Origin of the sequence: Janthinobacterium sp. BJB446 (genome assembly GCF_002735655.1) — a bacterium.
Classification (GTDB): Bacteria; Pseudomonadota; Gammaproteobacteria; order Burkholderiales; family Burkholderiaceae_D; genus Janthinobacterium; species Janthinobacterium lividum.
In genome coordinates, this window is record NZ_PDZK01000002.1 from 174,227 (window position 1) to 193,027 (window position 18,801).

Annotated in this window: 18 protein-coding genes; 8 read left to right on the forward strand and 10 right to left on the reverse strand. The window is 64.6% G+C overall.

The annotated features are described in order from the left end of the window. The first annotated feature begins 300 nt into the window (after positions 1 to 300). Both CSQ92_RS16480 and CSQ92_RS16485 read left to right on the forward strand, forming a co-directional pair. Positions 301 to 1,020: an MgtC/SapB family protein gene (locus CSQ92_RS16480; RefSeq protein ID WP_205412515.1), complete on the forward strand. Its 720-nt coding sequence runs from the start codon at positions 301 to 303 to the stop codon at positions 1,018 to 1,020. Beyond that, positions 1,017 to 1,331: a hypothetical protein gene (locus CSQ92_RS16485; protein WP_092607970.1), complete on the forward strand. Its 315-nt coding sequence runs from the start codon at positions 1,017 to 1,019 to the stop codon at positions 1,329 to 1,331. The genes CSQ92_RS16480 and CSQ92_RS16485 overlap by 4 nt, the downstream gene beginning before the upstream one ends. On the opposite strand, the gene CSQ92_RS16490 is transcribed toward CSQ92_RS16485, so the two are convergent. Both CSQ92_RS16490 and CSQ92_RS16495 read right to left on the reverse strand, forming a co-directional pair. After that, positions 1,323 to 2,720 (reverse strand): sensor histidine kinase, encoded by a 1,398-nt coding sequence (locus CSQ92_RS16490; RefSeq protein WP_099394810.1) that lies wholly within the window; start codon positions 2,718 to 2,720, stop codon positions 1,323 to 1,325. The two genes, CSQ92_RS16485 and CSQ92_RS16490, sit on opposite strands and share 9 nt — an antisense overlap. Next, the gene (locus CSQ92_RS16495; protein WP_099394811.1) at positions 2,713 to 3,393 is read right to left on the reverse strand and encodes a response regulator transcription factor; all 681 of its coding nucleotides are present in this window, start codon (positions 3,391 to 3,393) and stop codon (positions 2,713 to 2,715) included. The genes CSQ92_RS16490 and CSQ92_RS16495 overlap by 8 nt, the downstream gene beginning before the upstream one ends. A 228-nt stretch (positions 3,394 to 3,621) precedes the next feature. Between CSQ92_RS16495 and CSQ92_RS16500 the strand changes: the two genes are divergently transcribed. From CSQ92_RS16500 to CSQ92_RS16510, 3 genes are read left to right on the forward strand one after another with little or no spacing between them, the layout of a single operon-like run. Next, a complete protein-coding gene (locus tag CSQ92_RS16500) occupies positions 3,622 to 4,746 on the forward strand; it encodes an efflux RND transporter periplasmic adaptor subunit (RefSeq protein WP_099394812.1) in 1,125 nt (374 codons plus the stop codon). After that, a complete protein-coding gene (locus CSQ92_RS16505) occupies positions 4,739 to 7,843 on the forward strand; it encodes an efflux RND transporter permease subunit (RefSeq protein ID WP_099394813.1) in 3,105 nt (1,034 codons plus the stop codon). The genes CSQ92_RS16500 and CSQ92_RS16505 overlap by 8 nt, the downstream gene beginning before the upstream one ends. Further along, positions 7,830 to 9,107, forward strand: coding sequence for a TolC family protein (locus CSQ92_RS16510; protein WP_099394814.1), 1,278 nt, complete (start codon positions 7,830 to 7,832; stop codon positions 9,105 to 9,107). The genes CSQ92_RS16505 and CSQ92_RS16510 overlap by 14 nt, the downstream gene beginning before the upstream one ends. A gap of 65 nt (positions 9,108 to 9,172) precedes the next feature. Here CSQ92_RS16510 and CSQ92_RS16515 read toward each other — a convergent pair whose 3' ends face one another. The 6 genes from CSQ92_RS16515 to CSQ92_RS16540 form a co-directional block, all read right to left on the reverse strand. Next, positions 9,173 to 9,379 carry a hypothetical protein gene (locus CSQ92_RS16515; RefSeq protein WP_070257461.1) on the reverse strand — a complete coding sequence of 69 codons (207 nt, stop codon included), beginning with the start codon at positions 9,377 to 9,379 and terminating at the stop codon, positions 9,173 to 9,175. Positions 9,380 to 9,459: 80 nt separating this feature from the next. Beyond that, positions 9,460 to 10,377 (reverse strand): site-specific tyrosine recombinase XerD, encoded by a 918-nt coding sequence (gene xerD / locus CSQ92_RS16520; RefSeq protein WP_240317586.1) that lies wholly within the window; start codon positions 10,375 to 10,377, stop codon positions 9,460 to 9,462. Further along, positions 10,374 to 10,886: a methylated-DNA--[protein]-cysteine S-methyltransferase gene (locus CSQ92_RS16525; protein ID WP_099394815.1), complete on the reverse strand. Its 513-nt coding sequence runs from the start codon at positions 10,884 to 10,886 to the stop codon at positions 10,374 to 10,376. The genes xerD and CSQ92_RS16525 overlap by 4 nt, the downstream gene beginning before the upstream one ends. 425 nt (positions 10,887 to 11,311) lie before the next feature. Then, positions 11,312 to 12,592 carry a TRAP transporter large permease gene (locus CSQ92_RS16530; RefSeq protein ID WP_070257459.1) on the reverse strand — a complete coding sequence of 427 codons (1,281 nt, stop codon included), beginning with the start codon at positions 12,590 to 12,592 and terminating at the stop codon, positions 11,312 to 11,314. Then, positions 12,589 to 13,161, reverse strand: coding sequence for a TRAP transporter small permease (locus tag CSQ92_RS16535; RefSeq protein ID WP_034780017.1), 573 nt, complete (start codon positions 13,159 to 13,161; stop codon positions 12,589 to 12,591). The genes CSQ92_RS16530 and CSQ92_RS16535 overlap by 4 nt, the downstream gene beginning before the upstream one ends. A gap of 116 nt (positions 13,162 to 13,277) precedes the next feature. After that, the gene (locus CSQ92_RS16540; RefSeq protein ID WP_373606054.1) at positions 13,278 to 14,270 is read right to left on the reverse strand and encodes a TRAP transporter substrate-binding protein; all 993 of its coding nucleotides are present in this window, start codon (positions 14,268 to 14,270) and stop codon (positions 13,278 to 13,280) included. A gap of 136 nt (positions 14,271 to 14,406) precedes the next feature. Here CSQ92_RS16540 and CSQ92_RS16545 point away from each other — a divergent pair, with 136 nt between their 5' ends. Together CSQ92_RS16545 and CSQ92_RS16550 are read left to right on the forward strand one after the other, a co-directional pair. After that, a complete protein-coding gene (locus CSQ92_RS16545; protein ID WP_034780025.1) occupies positions 14,407 to 16,425 on the forward strand; it encodes a sensor histidine kinase in 2,019 nt (672 codons plus the stop codon). A 32-nt stretch (positions 16,426 to 16,457) separates the two neighbouring features. After that, positions 16,458 to 17,042 carry a response regulator transcription factor gene (locus CSQ92_RS16550; protein WP_034780029.1) on the forward strand — a complete coding sequence of 195 codons (585 nt, stop codon included), beginning with the start codon at positions 16,458 to 16,460 and terminating at the stop codon, positions 17,040 to 17,042. 111 nt (positions 17,043 to 17,153) lie between these two features. Here the strand turns inward: CSQ92_RS16550 and CSQ92_RS16555 are convergent, their stop codons facing one another. Next, positions 17,154 to 17,981, reverse strand: coding sequence for a siderophore-interacting protein (locus CSQ92_RS16555; RefSeq protein ID WP_099394816.1), 828 nt, complete (start codon positions 17,979 to 17,981; stop codon positions 17,154 to 17,156). A gap of 22 nt (positions 17,982 to 18,003) precedes the next feature. Next, positions 18,004 to 18,561 carry a PadR family transcriptional regulator gene (locus tag CSQ92_RS16560; protein WP_225317419.1) on the reverse strand — a complete coding sequence of 186 codons (558 nt, stop codon included), beginning with the start codon at positions 18,559 to 18,561 and terminating at the stop codon, positions 18,004 to 18,006. Here CSQ92_RS16560 and CSQ92_RS29220 point away from each other — a divergent pair. Then, positions 18,556 to 18,696, forward strand: a complete 141-nt coding sequence (locus CSQ92_RS29220) for a hypothetical protein (RefSeq protein WP_218964075.1) — start codon at positions 18,556 to 18,558, stop codon at positions 18,694 to 18,696. The genes CSQ92_RS16560 and CSQ92_RS29220 overlap by 6 nt on opposite strands. The last annotated feature ends 105 nt before the right edge of the window (positions 18,697 to 18,801 follow it).

Here is an 18,801-nt window from a genome sequence, read left to right on the forward strand (position 1 = left end):
GCTTCAGTTGACCAAAGCTGTCCCACTGGCTAGACTGTCCCCGTTATCAATGATATGGAGTGACTCGTGGGTGCTTGTTCCAGTGACAGTAGTCGATTGACCATCGGCGATCGGCCTTAGGCAAGACGCGCGCATTCCGCCCGCCCTGCCCATGGCAAGGTGCGGTTATACCAGCGGCGATGTCCATTCGCCGCACTTCCCTCCTCATCGTTCCACCGTTATCGTCTGCTGCCCCCTTTACCGGGCGGTTTCCGCACGCCCTGGCACTCGCCTGTTCCTCCCCAGCCGGGAGAAACTATGGTGGTATTTGACTTTGCGCTGCGCGTTGCCGCGGCATTGACCCTGGGCGCCATGATCGGCGCCGAACGCCAGCTGCGCCAGCGCATGGCGGGCTTGCGCACGAATGCGCTGGTGTCCGTCGGCGCCTCGCTGTTCGTGATGGTTTCCGTGCTCGAAGGCGATGCCTCTGGCCACATGCGCATCGCCGCGCAAGTGGTCTCGGGCATCGGCTTTCTTGGCGCCGGCGTCATCATGCGAGAAGGCATGACGGTGCGCGGCCTGAACACGGCCGCCACCCTGTGGTGCTCGGCCGCCATCGGCATCCTGTGCGGCCTGGGCTTCGCGCTGGAAGCGGCCATCGGCACGGGCTTCGTGCTGATCGCCAATCTGGTGCTGCGCCATCTGGCGCAACGCATCAACGCGCATGGCAGCGAAGCGGGCATCGAAACGGAAAGCATCTACCGCGTGACGGCCGTGTGCGAGGCGGAGCAGGAAGTCCAGGTGCGCAAGCTGATGCTGCGCTTGATCAGCGGCATGCCGGCGCTGATGCTGCAATCGCTGCACAGCGAGGATGCCGCGCACGCGGGGCGCATCGAAGTGCGCGCCGACCTGCTCACGCCCTTGTCCAGCCTGGGATTGCTGGAGCAGATCGTCAGCCAGGTGAGCCTGGAAGGCAGCGTTTCGGCCGTGCGCTGGGCGCTGGTAAACAACGCGGAATTTGTCGCCGAGCGGGGGGTATGATGATGAAAAAGTTCTTCCATTGGTTTGCCAGGCAAGCGCCTGTCGTGGCCACCTACCGCCTGACCGTCACCTGCCCCGCGGCGCAAGCCGACCATGTGGTGCGCCTGCTGCTGGCCGAACTCAAGGGCGCAGGTCTGGCGCCGTCGCAGATGCTGCGCAGCTGGGACGACGCCAGGCAGGTGGTGCAACTGATCGCCACGGTGCTGTGCCAGGCCGTGCAGCGCGCCGTGCTGGTACGCTTCGTCAACCGCGCGGGCGCCTGGCCGCAAGTGCGGCAAGTGCGCTGGGAAGGCGTCGCACCGTCAATCTGAGGCGGGCAGGCGCATGATGAACAGCGCGCCTCCTTCCGGACGGTTGCACGCCTCGATACTGCCGCCATACGCGTGCACGATGGCCTGCGACAGGGCCAGACCCAGGCCGAAGCCCGGTGCCTCGCCCGCACGCGCCTGGGCGCCCCGGTAAAAGCGCTCGAACAGATGCGGCAAATCGTCCACGCCGATGCCCGGCCCCGCATCCGCCACGCCCACAAACGCCTGTTCGCCGTCGCGCACCACGCGCACCGTGATGACGCTGTCTGGCGGCGAAAACTTCACGGCGTTATCGAGCAGATTGGCCAGCACCAGGTCCACCGGGCCGGCTGCCACTTTGGCCTGGACGGTCACACTGTCATCAAAGACGATGCGGATGCCGCGCTGCGCCGCCGCCTTTTCCAGGCGCTGCGCGGCCGCCCGCACGAGGGGATTGAGCGCGATGGTTTCCACCGCATTGCGCTCCTGGCCCACATCCAGGCGGGTGAGCATCAGCAATTCTTCCACCAGGGTCGTCAGGCGCTGCACTTCGTCGAGGCAGGACGCCAGCGCATCGACATACTCGGGCGACTCGCGCGGGCGGCGCAGGGTGATTTCAATTTCCGTGCGCAGGCGCGACAGGGGTGAGCGCAATTCGTGCGAGGCGTCGGCCGTGAAGCGGCGCTGCGCATCATAGCCATGCTCCAGTCGGTCCAGCATGGCGTTCAGGGTATCGACCAGGCGGCCGATTTCGTCCTGCGTGCCGGGATGGGGCAAGCGCTGGTGCAGGCTGGCTTCGCCGATCGAATGCGCCTGGTCCACCACATCGTCGATGGCGCCCAGCACGCGGCGCGTGAGCATTTCGCCGGCCAAGCCCACGGCCGCCAGCAAGGCCAGCGCCATGGCGGCAAACAGCACCGTGGCTGCGGCCAGCACGTGGTTGGCGTCGTCGAGCGAACCGGCCACCTGTACCGCCAGGCCTGCGCCGGACGATGGCACGGGAATCGAGACCATGCGCAGCGGCTCTTCGCCAAACTTGGGCAGGGTCTCGAAGACAGTCTCGCCGGCCGCCAGGCGCGCCAGCAGGGCGGGCGGCGCCGGCAGCTGCGCCGCCTCCAGGTTGCGGCTGCGCGCCAGCACGCGGCCTTCGCCATCGATGATCTGTACCAGGCGGTCCAGGCGCGTCAACGAGGGCTGCGCCAGGCCAGGCGCCACCTCGTGCACCTGCACGGGCTGGCGCGGCGCGGCCGGCAGCATGGCCATTTCCGTCTCGGCCAGCGCCAGCAGGGCCGCATCGAGCTGGCCATGCACGGCGCGCGACAGGCCCCAGTAGCCGGCCAGCGCCGTGCAGGCGACGATGGCGAGGATAACGGCCAGGTGCACCAGCAGCAGGCGCTTGCGAAAGCTAGCCACCGTTGTTTTCCGCCAGGCGGAAGCCGCGCCCGCGCACCGTATGGATCAATGGCGGCAAGCCCGGCGTATCCACTTTTCCCCGCAGGTTGCGCACGTGGACGTCGATCAGGTTGTCGATGCCGATCAGGTCCGCCTGCCATATCTGCTCGGCCAGGCGCGCACGGCTGACCACTTCGCCGGCCTGGCGCAGCAGGATCAGCAGAATCGCGTATTCCTTGGGCGTGAGCACCAGCGGCGCACCGGCCCGTGTCGCCTGGTGGCTGACGGGATCGAGCGTCAAATCGGCCAGCGCCAGCACCAGCGGGCGGCTGATGTCGGAGCGGCGCAGCAAGGCGCGGATGCGCGCCAGCAGTTCCTCGAATTCGAAAGGCTTGGTCAGGTAATCGTCGGCGCCCGTGTTCAGGCCCGCCACCCGGTCGGCCGTGGCGTCGCGCGCCGTGAGCATCAGCACGGGCGTCTGGATGCCGCGCGCGCGCAAGTCGCGGCAAAAATCGATGCCCTGCTTGCCCGGCAACATCCAGTCCAGCACGATCGCATCGTAATCGACGGCGTAGCTTTCATCCTCGCCTTCCTCGGCGCTATGCGCCATGTCGACAACAAAGCCTTCTTCCTGCAAGCCGCGGGCCAGCAGGCGCGCCGCCTTGCGGTCGTCTTCCACCAGGAGGATTCTCATGCCTGCCTTTCGCGTCGCGCCCTGTTTTCCATGCTGGCATTTTACCGCGCTCCACCGCCCGCACACCGAACCTGAAGAATGATTCAGGCATTCTTGGGCGCTTCTTCAGGACCACATTGCTATGCTTTTCCGGCGCTGTCATATCTCTGCCCGCGCCCCCTTCTGACCGCCCGCCTGGGCACGGCATCCACGCATGCCCCATCACCATCAATAACAAGGAAACACGGGATGAACACGACCACCCGCAACGCCCTGGGCGCCAGCTGCGCCCTCGCTCTCGCCTGTTCGGCCCTGGCCGGCTGCGCCAAACCGACGGCGGCAGCCACGCCGCCCGCCCAATCGAGACACCTGGACGACGGCAGCATCGCCGTCGACAAGATGTCGCCGCTGCGCCAGCGCCTGCAGGTCGCCGCCGTGCAGGAACAGGAGATCGCCACGCAGACGGATGCGCCAGGCAGCATCGAAGCGATGCCGGAAAAACTGGTGAAAATCACGCCGCCGCTGGCTGGCCGGATCACGCGTTTGCAGCGCACGCTGGGCGACAGCGTGAAGGCGGGCGACCCGCTGTTCACGCTCGATTCGGCGGAACTGAGCGCCGCCTACGCGGACGACAGCAAGGCGAAGTCCGCCCTGCTGCAGGCGCGCCAGGAACTGGAGCGCCAGAAAACCCTGTTCGAGGCGGAAATCGCTGCGCGCAAGGAGTACGAAGCAGCGCAGGCGGCTTTTGCGCAGGCCGGCAGCGATGCCCAGGCCAGCGCCGACAAGCTGGCCCAGTACGGCGCCGGCACACGCGGTTCGCGCCGCGACTATGTCTTGCGCTCGCCGATCGCCGGCACCGTGATCGCCATGGAAGGGGCCCAGGGCGGCTACTGGAACGATATCAACGCGCCCGTCATGACGTTGGCCGACCTGTCCACCGTGTGGCTGTCGGCCAACGTGGCCGAGAGAGACCTGGCGCAGGTGGCCGTGGGACAAAAGAGCAGCATCACCGTCGACGCCTGGCCCGGCAAGGCTTTTGAGGGCAAGGTCGCGTATGTGGGCGCCGTGCTCGATCCCGAGACGCGCACGGTAAAGGTGCGCGTGGCCATCGACAACCGCGCCGGCGCCTTCAAGCCGGGCATGTTCGCCCACGCGGGATTCGCCGGCGCTTCCCGCCGCGCCCTTCTCGTGCCGGCGGCCGCCGTGCTGCAAAGCGGGCCATCGACGCGCGTGATGGTGGAGCGCAGCCCGCTGGTGTTCTCGCCGCGCACGGTGGAAGTGGGCGCCAGCCATGGCGGGCAGGTGGAAATCGTCTCGGGCTTGCGCGCGGGCGAACGCATCGTCGTCAAGGAAGGAGTGCTGCTCAATGATTGACCGTTTCATCGCCACCTGCTGCCAGCGGCGCGGCATCGTCTGGCTGGTACTGCTGTTTGTCGCCGTCTACGGCGTCTATTGCTGGAAGCAGCTGCCCATCGAAGCCTACCCCGACATCGCCGACGTCACCTCGCAGATCGTCACGCAGGTGCCGGGCCTGGGCGCCGAGGAAATCGAGCAGCAGATCACCATTCCACTGGAACGCGCCCTGCTCGGCACGCCGGGCATGCACGTGCTGCGCACGCGCAGCCTGTTCGCCCTGTCGCTGATCACGGTGGTGTTCGAGGATGGCAGCGATGGCTACTTCACGCGCGAGCGGCTGCAGGAACGCCTGGCCAGCGTGAACCTGCCGTACGAGGCCAAGCCGGGACTCGATCCCTATACCTCGCCCACGGGCGAGATCTACCGCTACACGCTGGAATCGAAAACACGCTCGCTGCGCGAACTGTCCGAGCTGCAGTTCTGGACGGTGATTCCGCGCCTGCAGCAAGTGCGCGGCGTGGCCGACGTCAGCAATTTCGGCGGCCTGACGACGCAATTCATGCTGGAACTCGATCCCGCAAAACTCGACAGCTACGGCTTCTCGCTGGCGCAGGTCAAGGACGCCATCAACGCCAACAATATCAGCGGCGGCGGCAGCGTCATCGACCGTGGCCAGCAATCGTACGTGGTGCGCGGCGTGGGCTTGCTGCATTCACTCGACGACATGGGCAACGTCGTCGTCAGCAGCAAGGACGGCGTGCCCGTGCTGGTGAAAGACCTGGGCAAGCTCGCCTATGGCAACGTGGAGCGGCGCGGCATCCTCGGCAAGGACGACAACCCCGACACCATCGAAGGCATCACCCTGCTGCTGAAAGACTTCAATCCGTCCGAGGCGCTGGCCGGCATCCACGCGGCCGTCGATGACTTGAATGCCAACCTGCTGCCGAAAGATGTGAAAGTGGCGCCCTACCTGGACCGCAGCTCGCTGATCGACGCCACCCTGCACACGGTCAGTTATACCTTGGGCGAAGGCATGCTGCTGGTCGCCCTCGTGCTGCTGCTGTATCTGGGCAGCCCGCGCGCAGCCGCCATCGTCGCGCTGACGATCCCGCTGGCCCTGCTGATCGCCTTCATCTTCATGCACCACTTTAAAATTCCCGCCAATTTGCTGTCGCTGGGGGCGATCGACTTCGGCATCCTCGTCGACGGCTCCGTGGTGGTACTGGAAAACATGCTGCGCCGCCGCGAGCGGGAACAGGAGCGGCCCCTCACCCTGCAGGACGCCATCGACGCGACCCTGCAGGTGGCGCGCCCCATCATGTTCGGCATGGCCGTCATCATCGCCGCCTACCTGCCCCTGTTCGCCTTCCAGCGCATCGAATACAAGCTGTTCTCTCCCATGGCGTATGCGGTGGGCGCGGCGCTGGTGGGCGCGCTGGTCGTGGCCCTGGTGCTGATCCCCGGCCTGGCCTGGCTGGCCTTGCGCAAGCCGCGCCGCACCTTCCATAACCGCGCGCTGGACAAGCTGGCGGCCGCGTACGGCCGCTTCCTCGAGCGCATGGTGGGCAGGAAGCGCTGGGTGACGATGGTGTGCGCCGCTTCGCTGGCGGGCCTGGCCCTGCTGGGCGGCAGCATCGGACGCGATTTCCTGCCCTATCTCGATGAAGGCTCCCTGTGGCTGCAGGTGCAGATGCCGCCCGGGATCACGCTCGACAAGGCGTCCGACATGGCCAGCGAACTGCGGCGCGCCGCGCTGGAATTCCCCGAAGTGTCGACCATCGTCACGCAGACGGGGCGCAACGACGACGGCACCGATTACTGGACGCCGTCGCACATCGAGGCGAGCGTGGGACTGCATCCATATACCAGCTGGAAATCGGGCATGAGCAAGCAGCAGCTGATCGCGAAAATGAATGAGCGCTTCGCGCACATGCCCGGCTTTACGGTGGCCTTCATGCAGCCGATGATCGATGGCGTGCAGGATAAATTGTCGGGCGCGCACAGCGACCTGACGGTGAAAATCTTCGGCAACGACCTCGATGAAGTGCGCGCCATCGCCGGCAAGGTGGCGCACGTATTGAAAGGCGTCCCCGGCGCCTCCGACGTGGCCGTGGACGTGGAACCGCCCCTGCCCAACCTGAAGGTGGAACTGGACCGCGCAAAGGCGGCCCGCTACGGCATCAATGCGGCCGACGTGGCCGACCTGATTGCCACCGGCATCGGCGGCGCGCCCATCGGCCAGGTGTACGTGGGCGAGAAAAGCTACGACATCACCGTGCGCTTCCCGCCCGCCACGCGTTCCAGCCCGGACGCCATCGCCAACCTGAAACTCACGGCCGCGAATGGCGCGAAGATCCCGCTGGCGCAGGTGGCCAGCATCGGCACCACCTCGGGCGAGAGCGTCATCGTGCGCGAAATGGGCCGGCGCCACATCATCGTGCGCCTGAATGCCCGCGGGCGCGACCTGGCCGGCTTCCTGGCCGAAGCGCGTCCGCTGGTGGCGCAAGCCGTGGCCGGCGAGCACCTGCGCATCAGCGTCGAATGGGGCGGCCAGTTCGAGAACCTGCAGCGCGCGCAAAGCCGTTTGGCCCTGATCCTGCCGATGACGCTGGGCGCCATGTTCCTGCTGCTGTTTGGCCAGTTCCGCAACCTGCGCCAGCCCGCGCTGGTCTTGCTGGCCGTGCCGCTGGCCATGCTCGGTGGCCTGGCCGCGCTGCACCTGCGCGGCATGACCTTGAACGTGTCAAGCGCCGTCGGCTTCATCGCCCTGTTCGGCGTGGCCGTCCTGAACGCCGTGCTGATGCTGGCGCAGATCAACCGCTTGCGCGCCGACGAAGGCCGCAGTTTGCGCGACGCCGTGCTGGAAGGCGCCCGCGACCGCATGCGCCCCGTCCTCATGACGGCCACCGTGGCCGCCCTGGGCTTGACGCCGGCCATGCTGGCCACGGGTCTGGGCAGCGACGTGCAGCGCCCGCTGGCCACCGTCGTGGTGGGCGGTCTGGTGACGGCGACGGCGCTGACCCTGCTGCTGTTGCCGGCCCTGTATTACCTGATCGAGGCGCACGTACACAAACGCCGGATCGATACCGAAGGAGAGACCCATGACACGTTTTAATGTACTGCTGGCGGCTTGGCTGATCGCCCCTTGCGCCATCGCCGCCCCCCTGAGCTTTGAAACCTATTTGTCCGCCGTGGAAAGCCACAGCCTGGAGCTGCAGTCACAGCAGGAAAGCATCGTCTCGGCCAGGGCCGGCATCGGCATCGCCGGCCTGCGTCCCGATCCCGAATTCACCCTGGGCGCCACGCGCGAAACCGTGCGCAGCGTCGAACACCGGCCCGTCACGTGGAACCCGGCCATCAGCATGGCCATCGAGACGGGCGGCAAGCGCGCCGCGCGCCTGAAGGCCGCGCACAGCAATGTCGCGCTGGCCGAGGAAACGGTGGCAGGCTTCAAAAGCGAACTGTATGGCACGGCCGCCGCCGCGTTCACGGAAGCGTGCCGCACGCGCGAAGTCCTCGCGCGCAAGGAGCAGACCATGGCGGCCCTGTCGAAGGTAGTCGAGGCGAACGCCGTGCGGCGCAAGGCGGGCGACGTGGGCGGCATCGAGCTGCTGCAGTCGCGCGTGGAACGCGACCAGTTCCAGGCCGAGCTGGCGCAGGCGCGCAGCGAGTCGGACAGCGCCATGCTGGCCCTGTCGCCGCCGCTGGGACGCCAGTTCGACACGCTGTTTCCGGAGGCGCAGCTGGTATGCGATTTCGCCGCGTTTGAAAACCAGGATGCCGGTGTGCTGGTGCCGCAAGCGCTCGATGCCCGCAGCGACGTGCGCATCGCCCGCGCCACGCTGGACAACCTGCGCGACGGCGCGGCGCTGGTGCGCGCCAACCGCGCCGTCGACCCGACCGTGACGCTGGGCCTGGCCGCCGCGCGCGGCTACCATGACGGCATCGACGCCAGCGGCAATCCCGTCGAAGGCGCGCCCCGCTCCCGTGCGCTGTCCATCTCGCTGGCCATCCCCATTCCCCTGTCGCGGCGTGACAAGGGCGACATCGTACAGGCGGAAGCGGGCGTGACACAGGCGATGCTGGCCCTGCGCCAGGCGGAACTGACAGCGGAAACGCAAGTGCGCACGGCGCAGCGGCAACTGCGGGCGGCGCAGGACAGGCTGGCGCACTACCGTGACGGCGTGCTGGTCGATGCGCAAAAGGTGGTCGATGGCATGCGCCTGTCCTACTTCAGCGGCAATGCCTCGCTGCTGGAATGGCTGGCGGCGCAGCGCTCGGCCGATGAGGCGTACCAGGGCTATGTGCAGGCGCGCGCCGATGCGGCCATCGCCAGCACGCAGCTGCAACTGGCGATCGGCCAGCGGCCGCGCTTGTAGCGGGGAAGGAGAGAACGAGGAGATACCGGCGCGGCCAAGCCGCACCGGTCGTCAGGAACGGAGAATTACTGGGGCTGGGCGGGAGCGTCGCCTTCGGCGGCCGGATCGGCGTCGACGTCGGCGTCGTCCGCTTCCGGCTCATCGCCCTCGCCGCCGTCGGCCGGCTTCGGATTGTTTTTCGCTTCCAGCTTGCGCCTGGCTTTTTCCTCGGCTTTCTTCTTCTTTTCCAGCTCTTTTTGCCGTTTTTCGTATTGGAAATTTGTCTTGGCCATTTACTACCTCTTTAGTTTTTAGATGTTACAGATAAGCATATAAGCCACATTATGACGTAGTTGGACCAAACACCAAATGTTTAGCCTCGCGGATGATGCTGCGCATGCAGCAGTTTCAGCCGTTCGCGGGCCACATGCGTGTAAATCTGCGTGGTGGAAATATCGGAGTGTCCCAGTAACAATTGCACAACACGCAAGTCCGCGCCATGGTTCAGCAAATGGGTGGCGAACGCGTGGCGCAGGGTGTGCGGCGACAGCGGCGCCGTGATGCCGGCGCTCAGCGCGTGTTTCTTGATGATGACCCAGAACATTTGCCGCGTCATGGCGCCGCCGCGCCGCGTAACGAACAGCGCATCATCCATTTGCCCGTCGAGGATGACCCCGCGCGCTTCCTTCAGGTAGCGTTCGATCCACAGCCGCGCCTGTTCACCGAACGGCACCAGCCGCGTCTTGCTGCCCTTGCCCGTGATGCGCAGCACGCCATCGTTCAGGCTCAGCTCCACGGATTTCAAGTCCACCAGTTCCGACACGCGCAAGCCGCTCGCATACATGAGTTCCAGCATCGTGCGCTCGCGCAAGCCCAGCGGCGTGCTGACGTCGGGCGCCGCCAATAGCGCTTCCACCTGCGCTTCGCTCAAGGTATGCACGAAGCGCGCGGGCTGCTTGGCCGACACCATCTTCAGGCACGGGTCGGCCGCGATATGCTTGTGCCGCAGGGCCAGCTGGTAAAAACGCTTGAGCACGGACAGGCGCCGGTTCGACGACGTGGCCTTGCTCTCGTCGTGGCGGGCGGCGAAGTACGCCTCGATATCGGCCGTGGACACGTCGTACAAGCCCTCGCGCCCGGGCCGCGCCACTTCCAGCCAGCGCGAAAACAGCCGCATGTCGCGCCGGTAGGCGTCCAGCGAGTTTTTCGACAGGCCGTCTTCCAGCCACAGGCTGTCGCAAAATTCATCGATCAGGGTAGTGTTGTCGGGCGCCAGCAGGCTGTTCATCATCGTGTTGACCACCCCATGCCCGCCACGCCTTCATGCGCCAGCAGCCAGCGCTTCACACCCAAGTGGAAGCCCGTCGCATCGTCATGGTGGGCAAAGCCGCCCAGGCCGCCAGCGGCCGTGACCCGGTGACAGGGTATGACCACGGGAAACCAGTTGGCGCCGCAGGCCTGGCCCACGGCGCGCGGCGCCGAGCCGATCAGGCGTGCCACGTCGCCATAGGTGCGCACCTGGCCGCGCGGGATGCCGGCGATCGCCGCCCATACCCGTTGCTGGTAGGCGCTGCCCGAGCCTGCCAGCGGCAAGTCGAAGACCTGATCGGGATCGATAAAATAGCGCGCCAGTTGCTGGCACGCCCGCTCGGAGACGGCATCCTGCGCGTCTTTTTCCGCAAAGTGCGGCGGCAGATACACCAGCTCGCATACCTGGCCATCCTGCGTGCGCACGCCCATGGCGCCGAACGGCGCGGCCACGATGGCGCTGAACAGTTCACTGCCCTGTTGTTTTTTCATCTGCTGATCATTATTCAAGTGTGGCATATATGCAACCTGCCGGCGCCGGAAACAGCGCCACGGGAATTATGCACCGACTTTGGGCGTGCCGGCGGACGTTTCCCGGGGACGAAAAAAAAGCGCACCAGTCGGTGCGCTTCAAATATTGCTTCACGTTCCCGGTCGTTTGGGTCCGCCGGTGCCGGCTTGTGGCCGCAGACAGCTATGACTCAACAACTTCTGTGAAACGTGTGTCTCCTCAATATATCCCCGGTATCAATACCGTTTTTATAGACCACTCCCCCACTAACCTTGTTGCCAATTCTGTATTTCAGCCTTGCTACCTGGGCGTATATGCATATACGTGTTTCCCCTTAAGGCTGCCCATCATAGCGCATTTATTCGGCCGGATCGACTTTTTTTGCACCATGACGGGGACAACTGTTTTAGTTGTAAATTAAATTTGGCAGCCACAGCGAGATTTGTGGTACGTAGGTAATCAGCACCAGGAAGCCCAGCATCGTCAGCAGCCACGGCATCACGGCCACGGTCAGCTCCGAAATGCCCATCTTGGTAATGCCGGACGCCACGTACAGGTTCAGGCCCACGGGTGGATGGCACATGCCCACTTCCATATTGACCACGATCAAGATGCCGAAGTGCACAGGATCGATGCCCAGCTTCATGGCGACTGGGAACAAAATCGGCGCCATGATCAGCACGATGGACGACGGTTCCATGACATTACCAGCCAACAACAACAGCACGTTGACCACCAACAGGAAGCTGATCACGCCCAGGCCCTTGCCCGTGATCCATTCGGCCATCGCTTGCGGGATGTTTTCACTGGTCATCAGGAACGAGAACAGCACGGCATTGGTGATGATGTACAACAGCATCGCCGACATGGCGGCCGAGTCGAGCAAGACCTTGCCCACTTGCTTGATCTTCAAGTCCTTGTAGACGAAGACGGCGATGATGAAGGCATACACGGCTGCCATGGCGGCCGCTTCCGTCGGCGTGAAGGCGCCCGAGTAGATGCCGCCCATGACGATGACGATCAAGAGCAGGCCCCAGGCGCTCTTCTTGAACGTGACGAAGCGCTCGCCCCAGCTGGCCTTTTTCATGCGTGGATAATTGTGCTTGCGCGCCAAGAACCACGTGGTCAGGCCCAGCAGCATGGCCAGCATCATGCCGGGAATCACGCCTGCCATGAACAGCTTGCCCACCGAGGTATTCGTGCTGACGGAATACATCACCATCACGATCGATGGCGGAATCAGGATGCCCAGCGCGCCCGAGGTGGTGATGACGCCAGCGCCGAAACCGCGCGGGTAGCCCTGCTTGACCATGGCCGGCAGGATGATGGAGCCGATCGCCACCACGGTGGCGGGGCTGGAGCCGGAGACGGCCGCAAACAGCGCGCACGCCATCACGCCGGCCAGCGCCAGGCCGCCATGCCAGTGGCCCACCATGGAACTGGCGAAGTTGATCATGCGCCGCGCCACGCCGCCATGCGTGAGGAAGTTGCCCGCCAAAATGAAGAACGGGATGGCCATGATCTCGAACTTCTCGATGCCCGTGAAAATCTTCAGGGCCACCGATTCGATGGGTACGCTCGTCATGGTAAACAGGAACGTGAGTACCGTCAGGCCCAGCGAAATGGAAATCGGCATGCCGGTCAGCATCAGCGCCAGCAGCAACACAAAAATGATCAGCGCGTTCATGCCTTGGCTCCTTTTTCTTCAGCCGTCAGTTCGTCTTCCAGGCCCTCGACGTGCGAATGGTCGTGTTTCGGCAAGGCGCCCGTCTTGATGAAATGCACCATCACTTGCAGGAAGCGGAAGCACATCAGGTAGGAACCGAGCGGCACGGCCAGGTAGACCAGCCACATCGGCACTTCCATGTCGGCCGAGGTCTGGTCCGTGTGGCCGATCGACCACACGAAGCTGGCGCCCAGGGTCCCCACGACACCCGTAAACAGGGCGCCGGCACCCAGGCCGAAGACGATGAAACGGTCGCGCCAGCGCGGGTTCATGCGGTTGATCAAGACATCGACGCCCACGTGGATGCCCGTGCGTACGCCATACGCGGCACCGAACTTGGCCATCCAGACGAACATGTAGATGCACAGTTCCTGGGCCCAGCTGGTATTGATTTGAATCAGGAAGTCTTGCACGACCGGTATCGGCAAGCCTGCCAGGTAGCGGTGCACGACCGCGACGAAGATGATGAAGGTGGCTGCGCCCATCAGGGTCGCGATCAGCCACTCTTCCAGGTGATCCAGAAATTTCATGGTGGACTTTCAAAGAATGCGGGTACGCTGACACCCGCGCAGGACGCGCAGGTGCCGTTGCTGCAGAAAGACAGGGATGCGCCTGAAAGCCGCACCGGGTGGCGCGGCCAGCGCTATTACTTCGCGCTTTCCTTGTTGATGGCCGAGATCAGGTCCTTGCCGATGCGCGCTTCCATGGTCTTTTGCACGGGCGCCAGCGCCTTGCGCCACTCGGCCTGTTCCTGCACCGTCAAGGTATAGATCTGCGTCTTGCCCGCTTTCTTGATGGCGTCGAGGGCCTGGTCGTTGTCGCGCTGGGCGATGGCTTTTTCGAACGTGGTCGCTTCGCGCATGGCTTTTTCCAGCTGGGCGCGGATATCGGGCGGCAAGCCATCCCAGAATTTCTTGTTGACGATGACGGCATAACCCAGGTAGCCGTGGTTCGACACGGTCACGTGCTTTTGCACTTCATGCATCTTTTGCGTGTACATATTCGACGGCGGATTTTCCGTGCCGTCGACCACGCCCGTCTGCAGCGCCTGATACACTTCCGAGAAGGCCAGCACCTGCGGATTGGCGCCCAGCGCGCGCATCTGCGCGTCGAGCACCTTGGACGACTGGATGCGCATTTTCAGGCCCTTGAAGTCGGCCGGGCTGTGCAGCGGCTTGTTGGCCGACATCACCTTGAAGCCATTGTCCCAGTAGGCCAGGCCCGTGATACCCTTGGGTTCCAGTTTTTTCAGCAGGCTCTTGCCGATTTCGCCTTCGGTAACGTTGTACAGCGCCGTCTTGGTGGGGAAAATGTAGGGCAGGTCGAACGCTTCGAACTCCTTCACACCCAGCGGGCCGAACTTGGCCAGCGAGGGCGCCAGCATCTGTACGGCGCCCAGCTGCAGGGCTTCGAGTTCTTCCTTGTCCTTGTACAACTGGCTGTTCGGGTACAGTTCGACCTTGACCTTGCCATTCGTGGCTTTCTCGGCCAGCTGCTTGAAACGCTCGGCGGCCTGGCCTTTCGGCGTGTCCGTCGCCACGACGTGGCTGAACTTGATGACGATGGGGGCTTGCGCGTAAGCGTGCGCGCCGGCGGTGGCGCCGATGGCCGCGCACAGCGCGACGAACATGGTTTTCATCTGCATTTTTGTCTCCTGGATGGTTTTTAGAAAAACTTTATTATTTGTCTACTTGGATATTGTGCCAAAGAAACTGCTTCGGCTATTGTGGTTAACCACAATAGCCGGCTCCCGATAAGCCGCTACCCTGCCAGCCATGCCGACTCCCCCCACCCTTGCACGCCGCTTCAAGCTATCGAGCCCGATGCGCTGGCTGCTGCCCGTCATATTGCTGCTGCTGTTCCTGTCCATCCTGTTCTGGCTGCCCTGGCAGGCGCGCCAGATGGAAAGCAACGAGCGCCAGGAGCAATTGATCGCCGACACCCTGTGGGTGGAGCAGACCATCCGCTTCCAGCTGGCGCGCAACGAGGAAAGCCTGTTCAACCTGGGTGTCGATATCGCCAGCGCCTCTCTGGGCGCGGAAAAAGTGCACGAACGGCTGCAGCAGATGCTGCGCAATGGCCGCGAACTGCAACGCGTGCTGTGGCTCGACACCAGCGGCAAGGTGCTGGCCACCAGCGACAACAGCCTGCCGCATGCCTTGTCGTTTTCACCGGCCTCGCTGACGGCGGCCGACAATGCGCGCCGACTGCACCGGGGCCAGTACGCCCAGCCTTCGCAGCAGAGCGGCTTTCCCGACGCGCCGCCGGGCGCCATGCTGATGGATTACCACCAGCCCCTGTTCGATGGCCAGCGCTATGTCGGCAGCCTGGTGGCCACCTACCAGATCAGCAGCCTGCTCGATGAAATGGTGCCGTGGTGGTTTGCGCAGGATAACCAGATTTCGCTGATCGACCGCGACGACAAGGTGCTGGCGCGGCGCGCCGCCGCCGGTCCCGGCCACGGCGTGTACACGCACAAGCGCGCGCTCGACGTGCCCGGCGCCACCATCACCTTGTTTACCGACAGCGTGAAAAGCCAGCCCAAGCTGCTGCCCAATCTGCTGGTCGGCTCCGTCATCGCCCTGTCGCTGGGTTTATTATGGAGCCTGCTGGCCCTGTGGCGGCATATTTCGCGCCGCCTGGTGGCCGAGGGCGCGCTGCGCCAGCAGATGCTGTTTCGCACGGCGATGGAAAACTCGCTGGTGACGGGCATGCGCGCGCGCGACCTCGAAGGAAGAGTCACATATGTGAATCCCGCGTTTTGCCAGATCGTCGGCTATCCGCCCGAGGAAATCCTGGGCCGTTTGCCGCCCATGCCCTACTGGGTGCCCGAGGCGCTGGAGGAATACCAGCAGCGCTTCGTCAAGGCCCTGGCCGGCAATCCCACGCCGCAGTTCGAAACCTATTTCCAGCGCCCCGACGGCACGCGCGTGGCGGTGCTGATCTTCGAAGCGCCGCTGGTGGACAAGAACGGCCAGCAGACGGGCTGGATGGGTTCCGTGCTCGATATCTCGGACCGCAAGCGGGTCGAGGAACTGAATCGCCAGCAGCAGGAAAAACTGCAAACGAGTTCGCGCCTGGCCACCATGGGCGAGCTGGCGTCGATGCTGGCGCATGAATTGAATCAGCCGCTGGCGGCCATTTCCAGCTACACCACGGGGGCGCTGAACCTGATCCGCCGCGCCATCGAGCATGACGCCCCCGTCGATCCGGGCACCTTGAAACCGGCGCTGGAGCAAGCCAGCGCGCAGGCGCAGCGGGCCGGCCAGATCATCCGCAGCGTGCACGATTTCGTGCGCAAGAGCGAGCCGCAACGCCAGGATATCTCCATCCGCACCCTGATCGACGGCATCCGCGCGCTGATCGACCTGCAGGCCCGCAAATACTATGTCACCATCCAGGAAGAGCTGCCGCCGGACCTGCCGCTGCTGCGCGCCGACCCCGTGATGATCGAGCAAGTGCTGCTGAACCTGACGCGCAACGCCATCGAAGCGATGCAGGATGCGGCGCCGGGACGGCGTATCATGCGCCTGCGGGCCAGCCACGACGCGCAGCAGGGCATGGTGACGGTGGACGTGATCGACCATGGCCACGGCATTCCCCAGGACGTGGCCGAGCGGCTATTTTCGCCGTTTTTCTCGACCAAGTCCGAAGGCATGGGCATGGGCTTGAACATCTGCCGCACCGCCATCGAATTTCATGGCGGCGCGCTGACCTTCGGCGCCAACCCCGCTGGCGGTACCATCTTTACATTCAGCGTGCCGGCCGCGCCGCGCGCGCCGCACTCGCATTAACTAATAACGCATAACGACAAGCCGGAGACCACATGCTACACATCATTGACGACGAAGAGGTCGTACGCGACTCCCTGTCCTGGCTGGCCGCCTCGCGCAGCATCGAGGCGCGCAACTATGCCAGCGCGCAGCAATTCCTCGATAGCCTGGACGGCAGCTTCGACGCCGCCGGCGACTGCGTGCTGCTCGACGTGCGCATGCCCGACATGAACGGCATCGCCCTGTTCGACCAGCTGGTCAAGCGCGACCTGACGGCGCGCCTGCCCGTGATTTTCCTCACCGGCCACGGCGACGTGCCGATGGCCGTGGACAGCCTGAAACGGGGCGCCTTCGATTTCTTTGAAAAGCCGTTCAACGACAACGACCTGATGGACCGCGTGCAACAGGGACTGGCCAACTCGCGCCAGGCGGGCGAACTGGCCGCCGTGCATGCGCGCCTGGCCACCCTGTCGACGCGCGAACGCGAAGTGCTGGACCTGATTTTGGCGGGCAAGATGAACAAGGTGGTAGCCGACAAGCTGGGCATCAGCATGCGGACCGTGGAAGTCCACCGCGCGCATATCTTCGACAAGATGCAGGTCAAGACGGCGGTGGAGCTGGCGGGGTTGTTGAAGTAATGCAGCAATGTTGGATTACGCGGCGCTGGCGCGCCGCTAATCCAACCTACATTGCAATGTAGGTCGGGTAGGTCGGGTTAGCGCGCAGCGCGTAACCCGACACCACCGCCATCACGCATCATGGTGCTCGTGATGCTCCGCCGCCCCATGCTTCCAGTAACTGGCCACATGCAGGTGCTGCTTCGGCACGCCGGCATCGATGAAATGCCCGCGCAAGCCCTGCACCTGCGCATGCTCGCACGCCACCCACACATAGCCGTCGCCATCCTGCGGCAAGGCGACCTTCGCCAATTCTTCCAGCAGCAGCGGCCCCTTGCGGCCATTGCGCGCGACCCAGCGCACGTCCAGCTGCGCGGCGCACTCCAACGCGATCTGTTCGCCGTCTTCGACGATCTCGATCACGGCAATCGCCCGCGCCGTGGCCGGCAACTGCTCCAGGCGGCGGGCGATGGCCGGCAAGGCCGTCTGGTCGCCTACCAGCACATACCAGTCGAAATCGAGCGGCACCAGCATGGAGCCGCGCGGTCCGCCCACGCCCAGGGTCTGGCCGGGCGCCGCTTGCGCCGCCCAGCTGGCCGCGGGGCCGTCGCCATGCAGCACGAAGTCGATTTCCAGCTCCCGCCGCGCGGCGTCATAGCGGCGCGGCGTGTAATTGCGGGCGATGGGACGCGCGCCTTCCGCGTACTGGATGGGATTCGGGCCATTGCCCAGCACGGGAAACACGGGCGCTGTCTCGCCCGGGGCGGGGAAGAACAGCTTGACGTGATCGTCGTGCGCCGGCGAGACAAAGCCATCCAGGTCGTCGCCCGCCAAGGTGATGCGGCGCATGTGCGGCGTCAGCTGCTCCGTGCGCACGACGGTGAGCACGCGCAGTTTCAAGTCATGCCGCACGCGCTCGATGGCATGCGGACGTGGTGCTGCAGGTGATGCAGTAGTCATTGCTTATCCTTGTAAAGTAGGCTCAGTGGCCGTCGACGATGGCATTCGCCGCCTGCTCCAGCACGGCGGAGACGCGCTCGGCTTCGGCGTCGTTCCAGCTGGTCTTGTTCAGCAACAGCGCATGCTTGAGGGTGTGCATGGCCTGGCGCACGCGCTCGGGCAAGGCGTTGCGCGCCTGGACGCGGGCAAACATGTCGAGGCGGGCCAGGATGCCATCCACCTGGGCGCGGTTCTCGTCGAGATACGCGCGCCCCAGGTCCGTGATCGTGTAGAGCTTCTTGCCGCTGGCGCTCTCGCTTGAGGTGACGTGATCCTGCTCTTCCAGCAGGGTCAGGGTCGGGTACACGGCGCCCGGGCTGGGGGCGTAGGCGCCGCCGCAACGCTCTTCGATGGCCTTGATGATTTCGTAACCGTGGCGCGGGCTGATCTCGATCAGCGCCAGCACGATCAGCGGCAGGTCGCCGCGGCCGAAGACGCGCTCGGCCCGTTCGCCGCGCCCTCGTCCACCTGGGCCACCGGGGCCGCCATGGCCCATGCCGTCGCCGCGCTCGTCGAAGCCGCGCGGGCCGCGGCCATGCATGGCGTATTCGCTGCGGTGCTCGTGGCGGTGTTCGCCATGGTGATGCTGCTGGCCGCAATGGCCGTGATGGCCGTGATGGCCGTGATGGCCGTGATGATGGTGATGGCCGTGATGGCCGTGTTCTGCGTGGTGTGAGTTTCTCATGTTTTCTCTTTAAAGATATATCGTTAGTAGGTATCGTCATTTTATAACGATATATCGATAAGTCAAGGAGAAATTTGTTATGCTCGTCTTTCCGCA

Bases quoted from the DNA above. Each gene is read 5' to 3' on its own strand.
- CSQ92_RS16485 (WP_092607970.1), top strand. From the start codon at position 1,017: ATGATGATGAAAAAGTTCTTCCATTGGTTTGCCAGGCAAGCGCCTGTC.
- CSQ92_RS16495 (WP_099394811.1), bottom strand. From the start codon at position 3,393: ATGAGAATCCTCCTGGTGGAAGACGACCGCAAGGCGGCGCGCCTGCTG.
- CSQ92_RS16500 (WP_099394812.1), top strand. From the start codon at position 3,622: ATGAACACGACCACCCGCAACGCCCTGGGCGCCAGCTGCGCCCTCGCT.
- CSQ92_RS16505 (WP_099394813.1), top strand. From the start codon at position 4,739: ATGATTGACCGTTTCATCGCCACCTGCTGCCAGCGGCGCGGCATCGTC.
- CSQ92_RS16510 (WP_099394814.1), top strand. From the start codon at position 7,830: ATGACACGTTTTAATGTACTGCTGGCGGCTTGGCTGATCGCCCCTTGC.
- CSQ92_RS16515 (WP_070257461.1), bottom strand. From the start codon at position 9,379: ATGGCCAAGACAAATTTCCAATACGAAAAACGGCAAAAAGAGCTGGAA.
- xerD (WP_240317586.1), bottom strand. From the start codon at position 10,377: ATGATGAACAGCCTGCTGGCGCCCGACAACACTACCCTGATCGATGAA.
- CSQ92_RS16525 (WP_099394815.1), bottom strand. From the start codon at position 10,886: ATGAAAAAACAACAGGGCAGTGAACTGTTCAGCGCCATCGTGGCCGCG.
- CSQ92_RS16530 (WP_070257459.1), bottom strand. From the start codon at position 12,592: ATGAACGCGCTGATCATTTTTGTGTTGCTGCTGGCGCTGATGCTGACC.
- CSQ92_RS16535 (WP_034780017.1), bottom strand. From the start codon at position 13,161: ATGAAATTTCTGGATCACCTGGAAGAGTGGCTGATCGCGACCCTGATG.
- CSQ92_RS16540 (WP_373606054.1), bottom strand. From the start codon at position 14,270: ATGAAAACCATGTTCGTCGCGCTGTGCGCGGCCATCGGCGCCACCGCC.
- CSQ92_RS16545 (WP_034780025.1), top strand. From the start codon at position 14,407: ATGCCGACTCCCCCCACCCTTGCACGCCGCTTCAAGCTATCGAGCCCG.
- CSQ92_RS16550 (WP_034780029.1), top strand. From the start codon at position 16,458: ATGCTACACATCATTGACGACGAAGAGGTCGTACGCGACTCCCTGTCC.
- CSQ92_RS16555 (WP_099394816.1), bottom strand. From the start codon at position 17,981: ATGACTACTGCATCACCTGCAGCACCACGTCCGCATGCCATCGAGCGC.
- CSQ92_RS29220 (WP_218964075.1), top strand. From the start codon at position 18,556: ATGCATGGCGTATTCGCTGCGGTGCTCGTGGCGGTGTTCGCCATGGTG.
- CSQ92_RS16560 (WP_225317419.1), bottom strand. From the start codon at position 18,561: ATGCATGGCCGCGGCCCGCGCGGCTTCGACGAGCGCGGCGACGGCATG.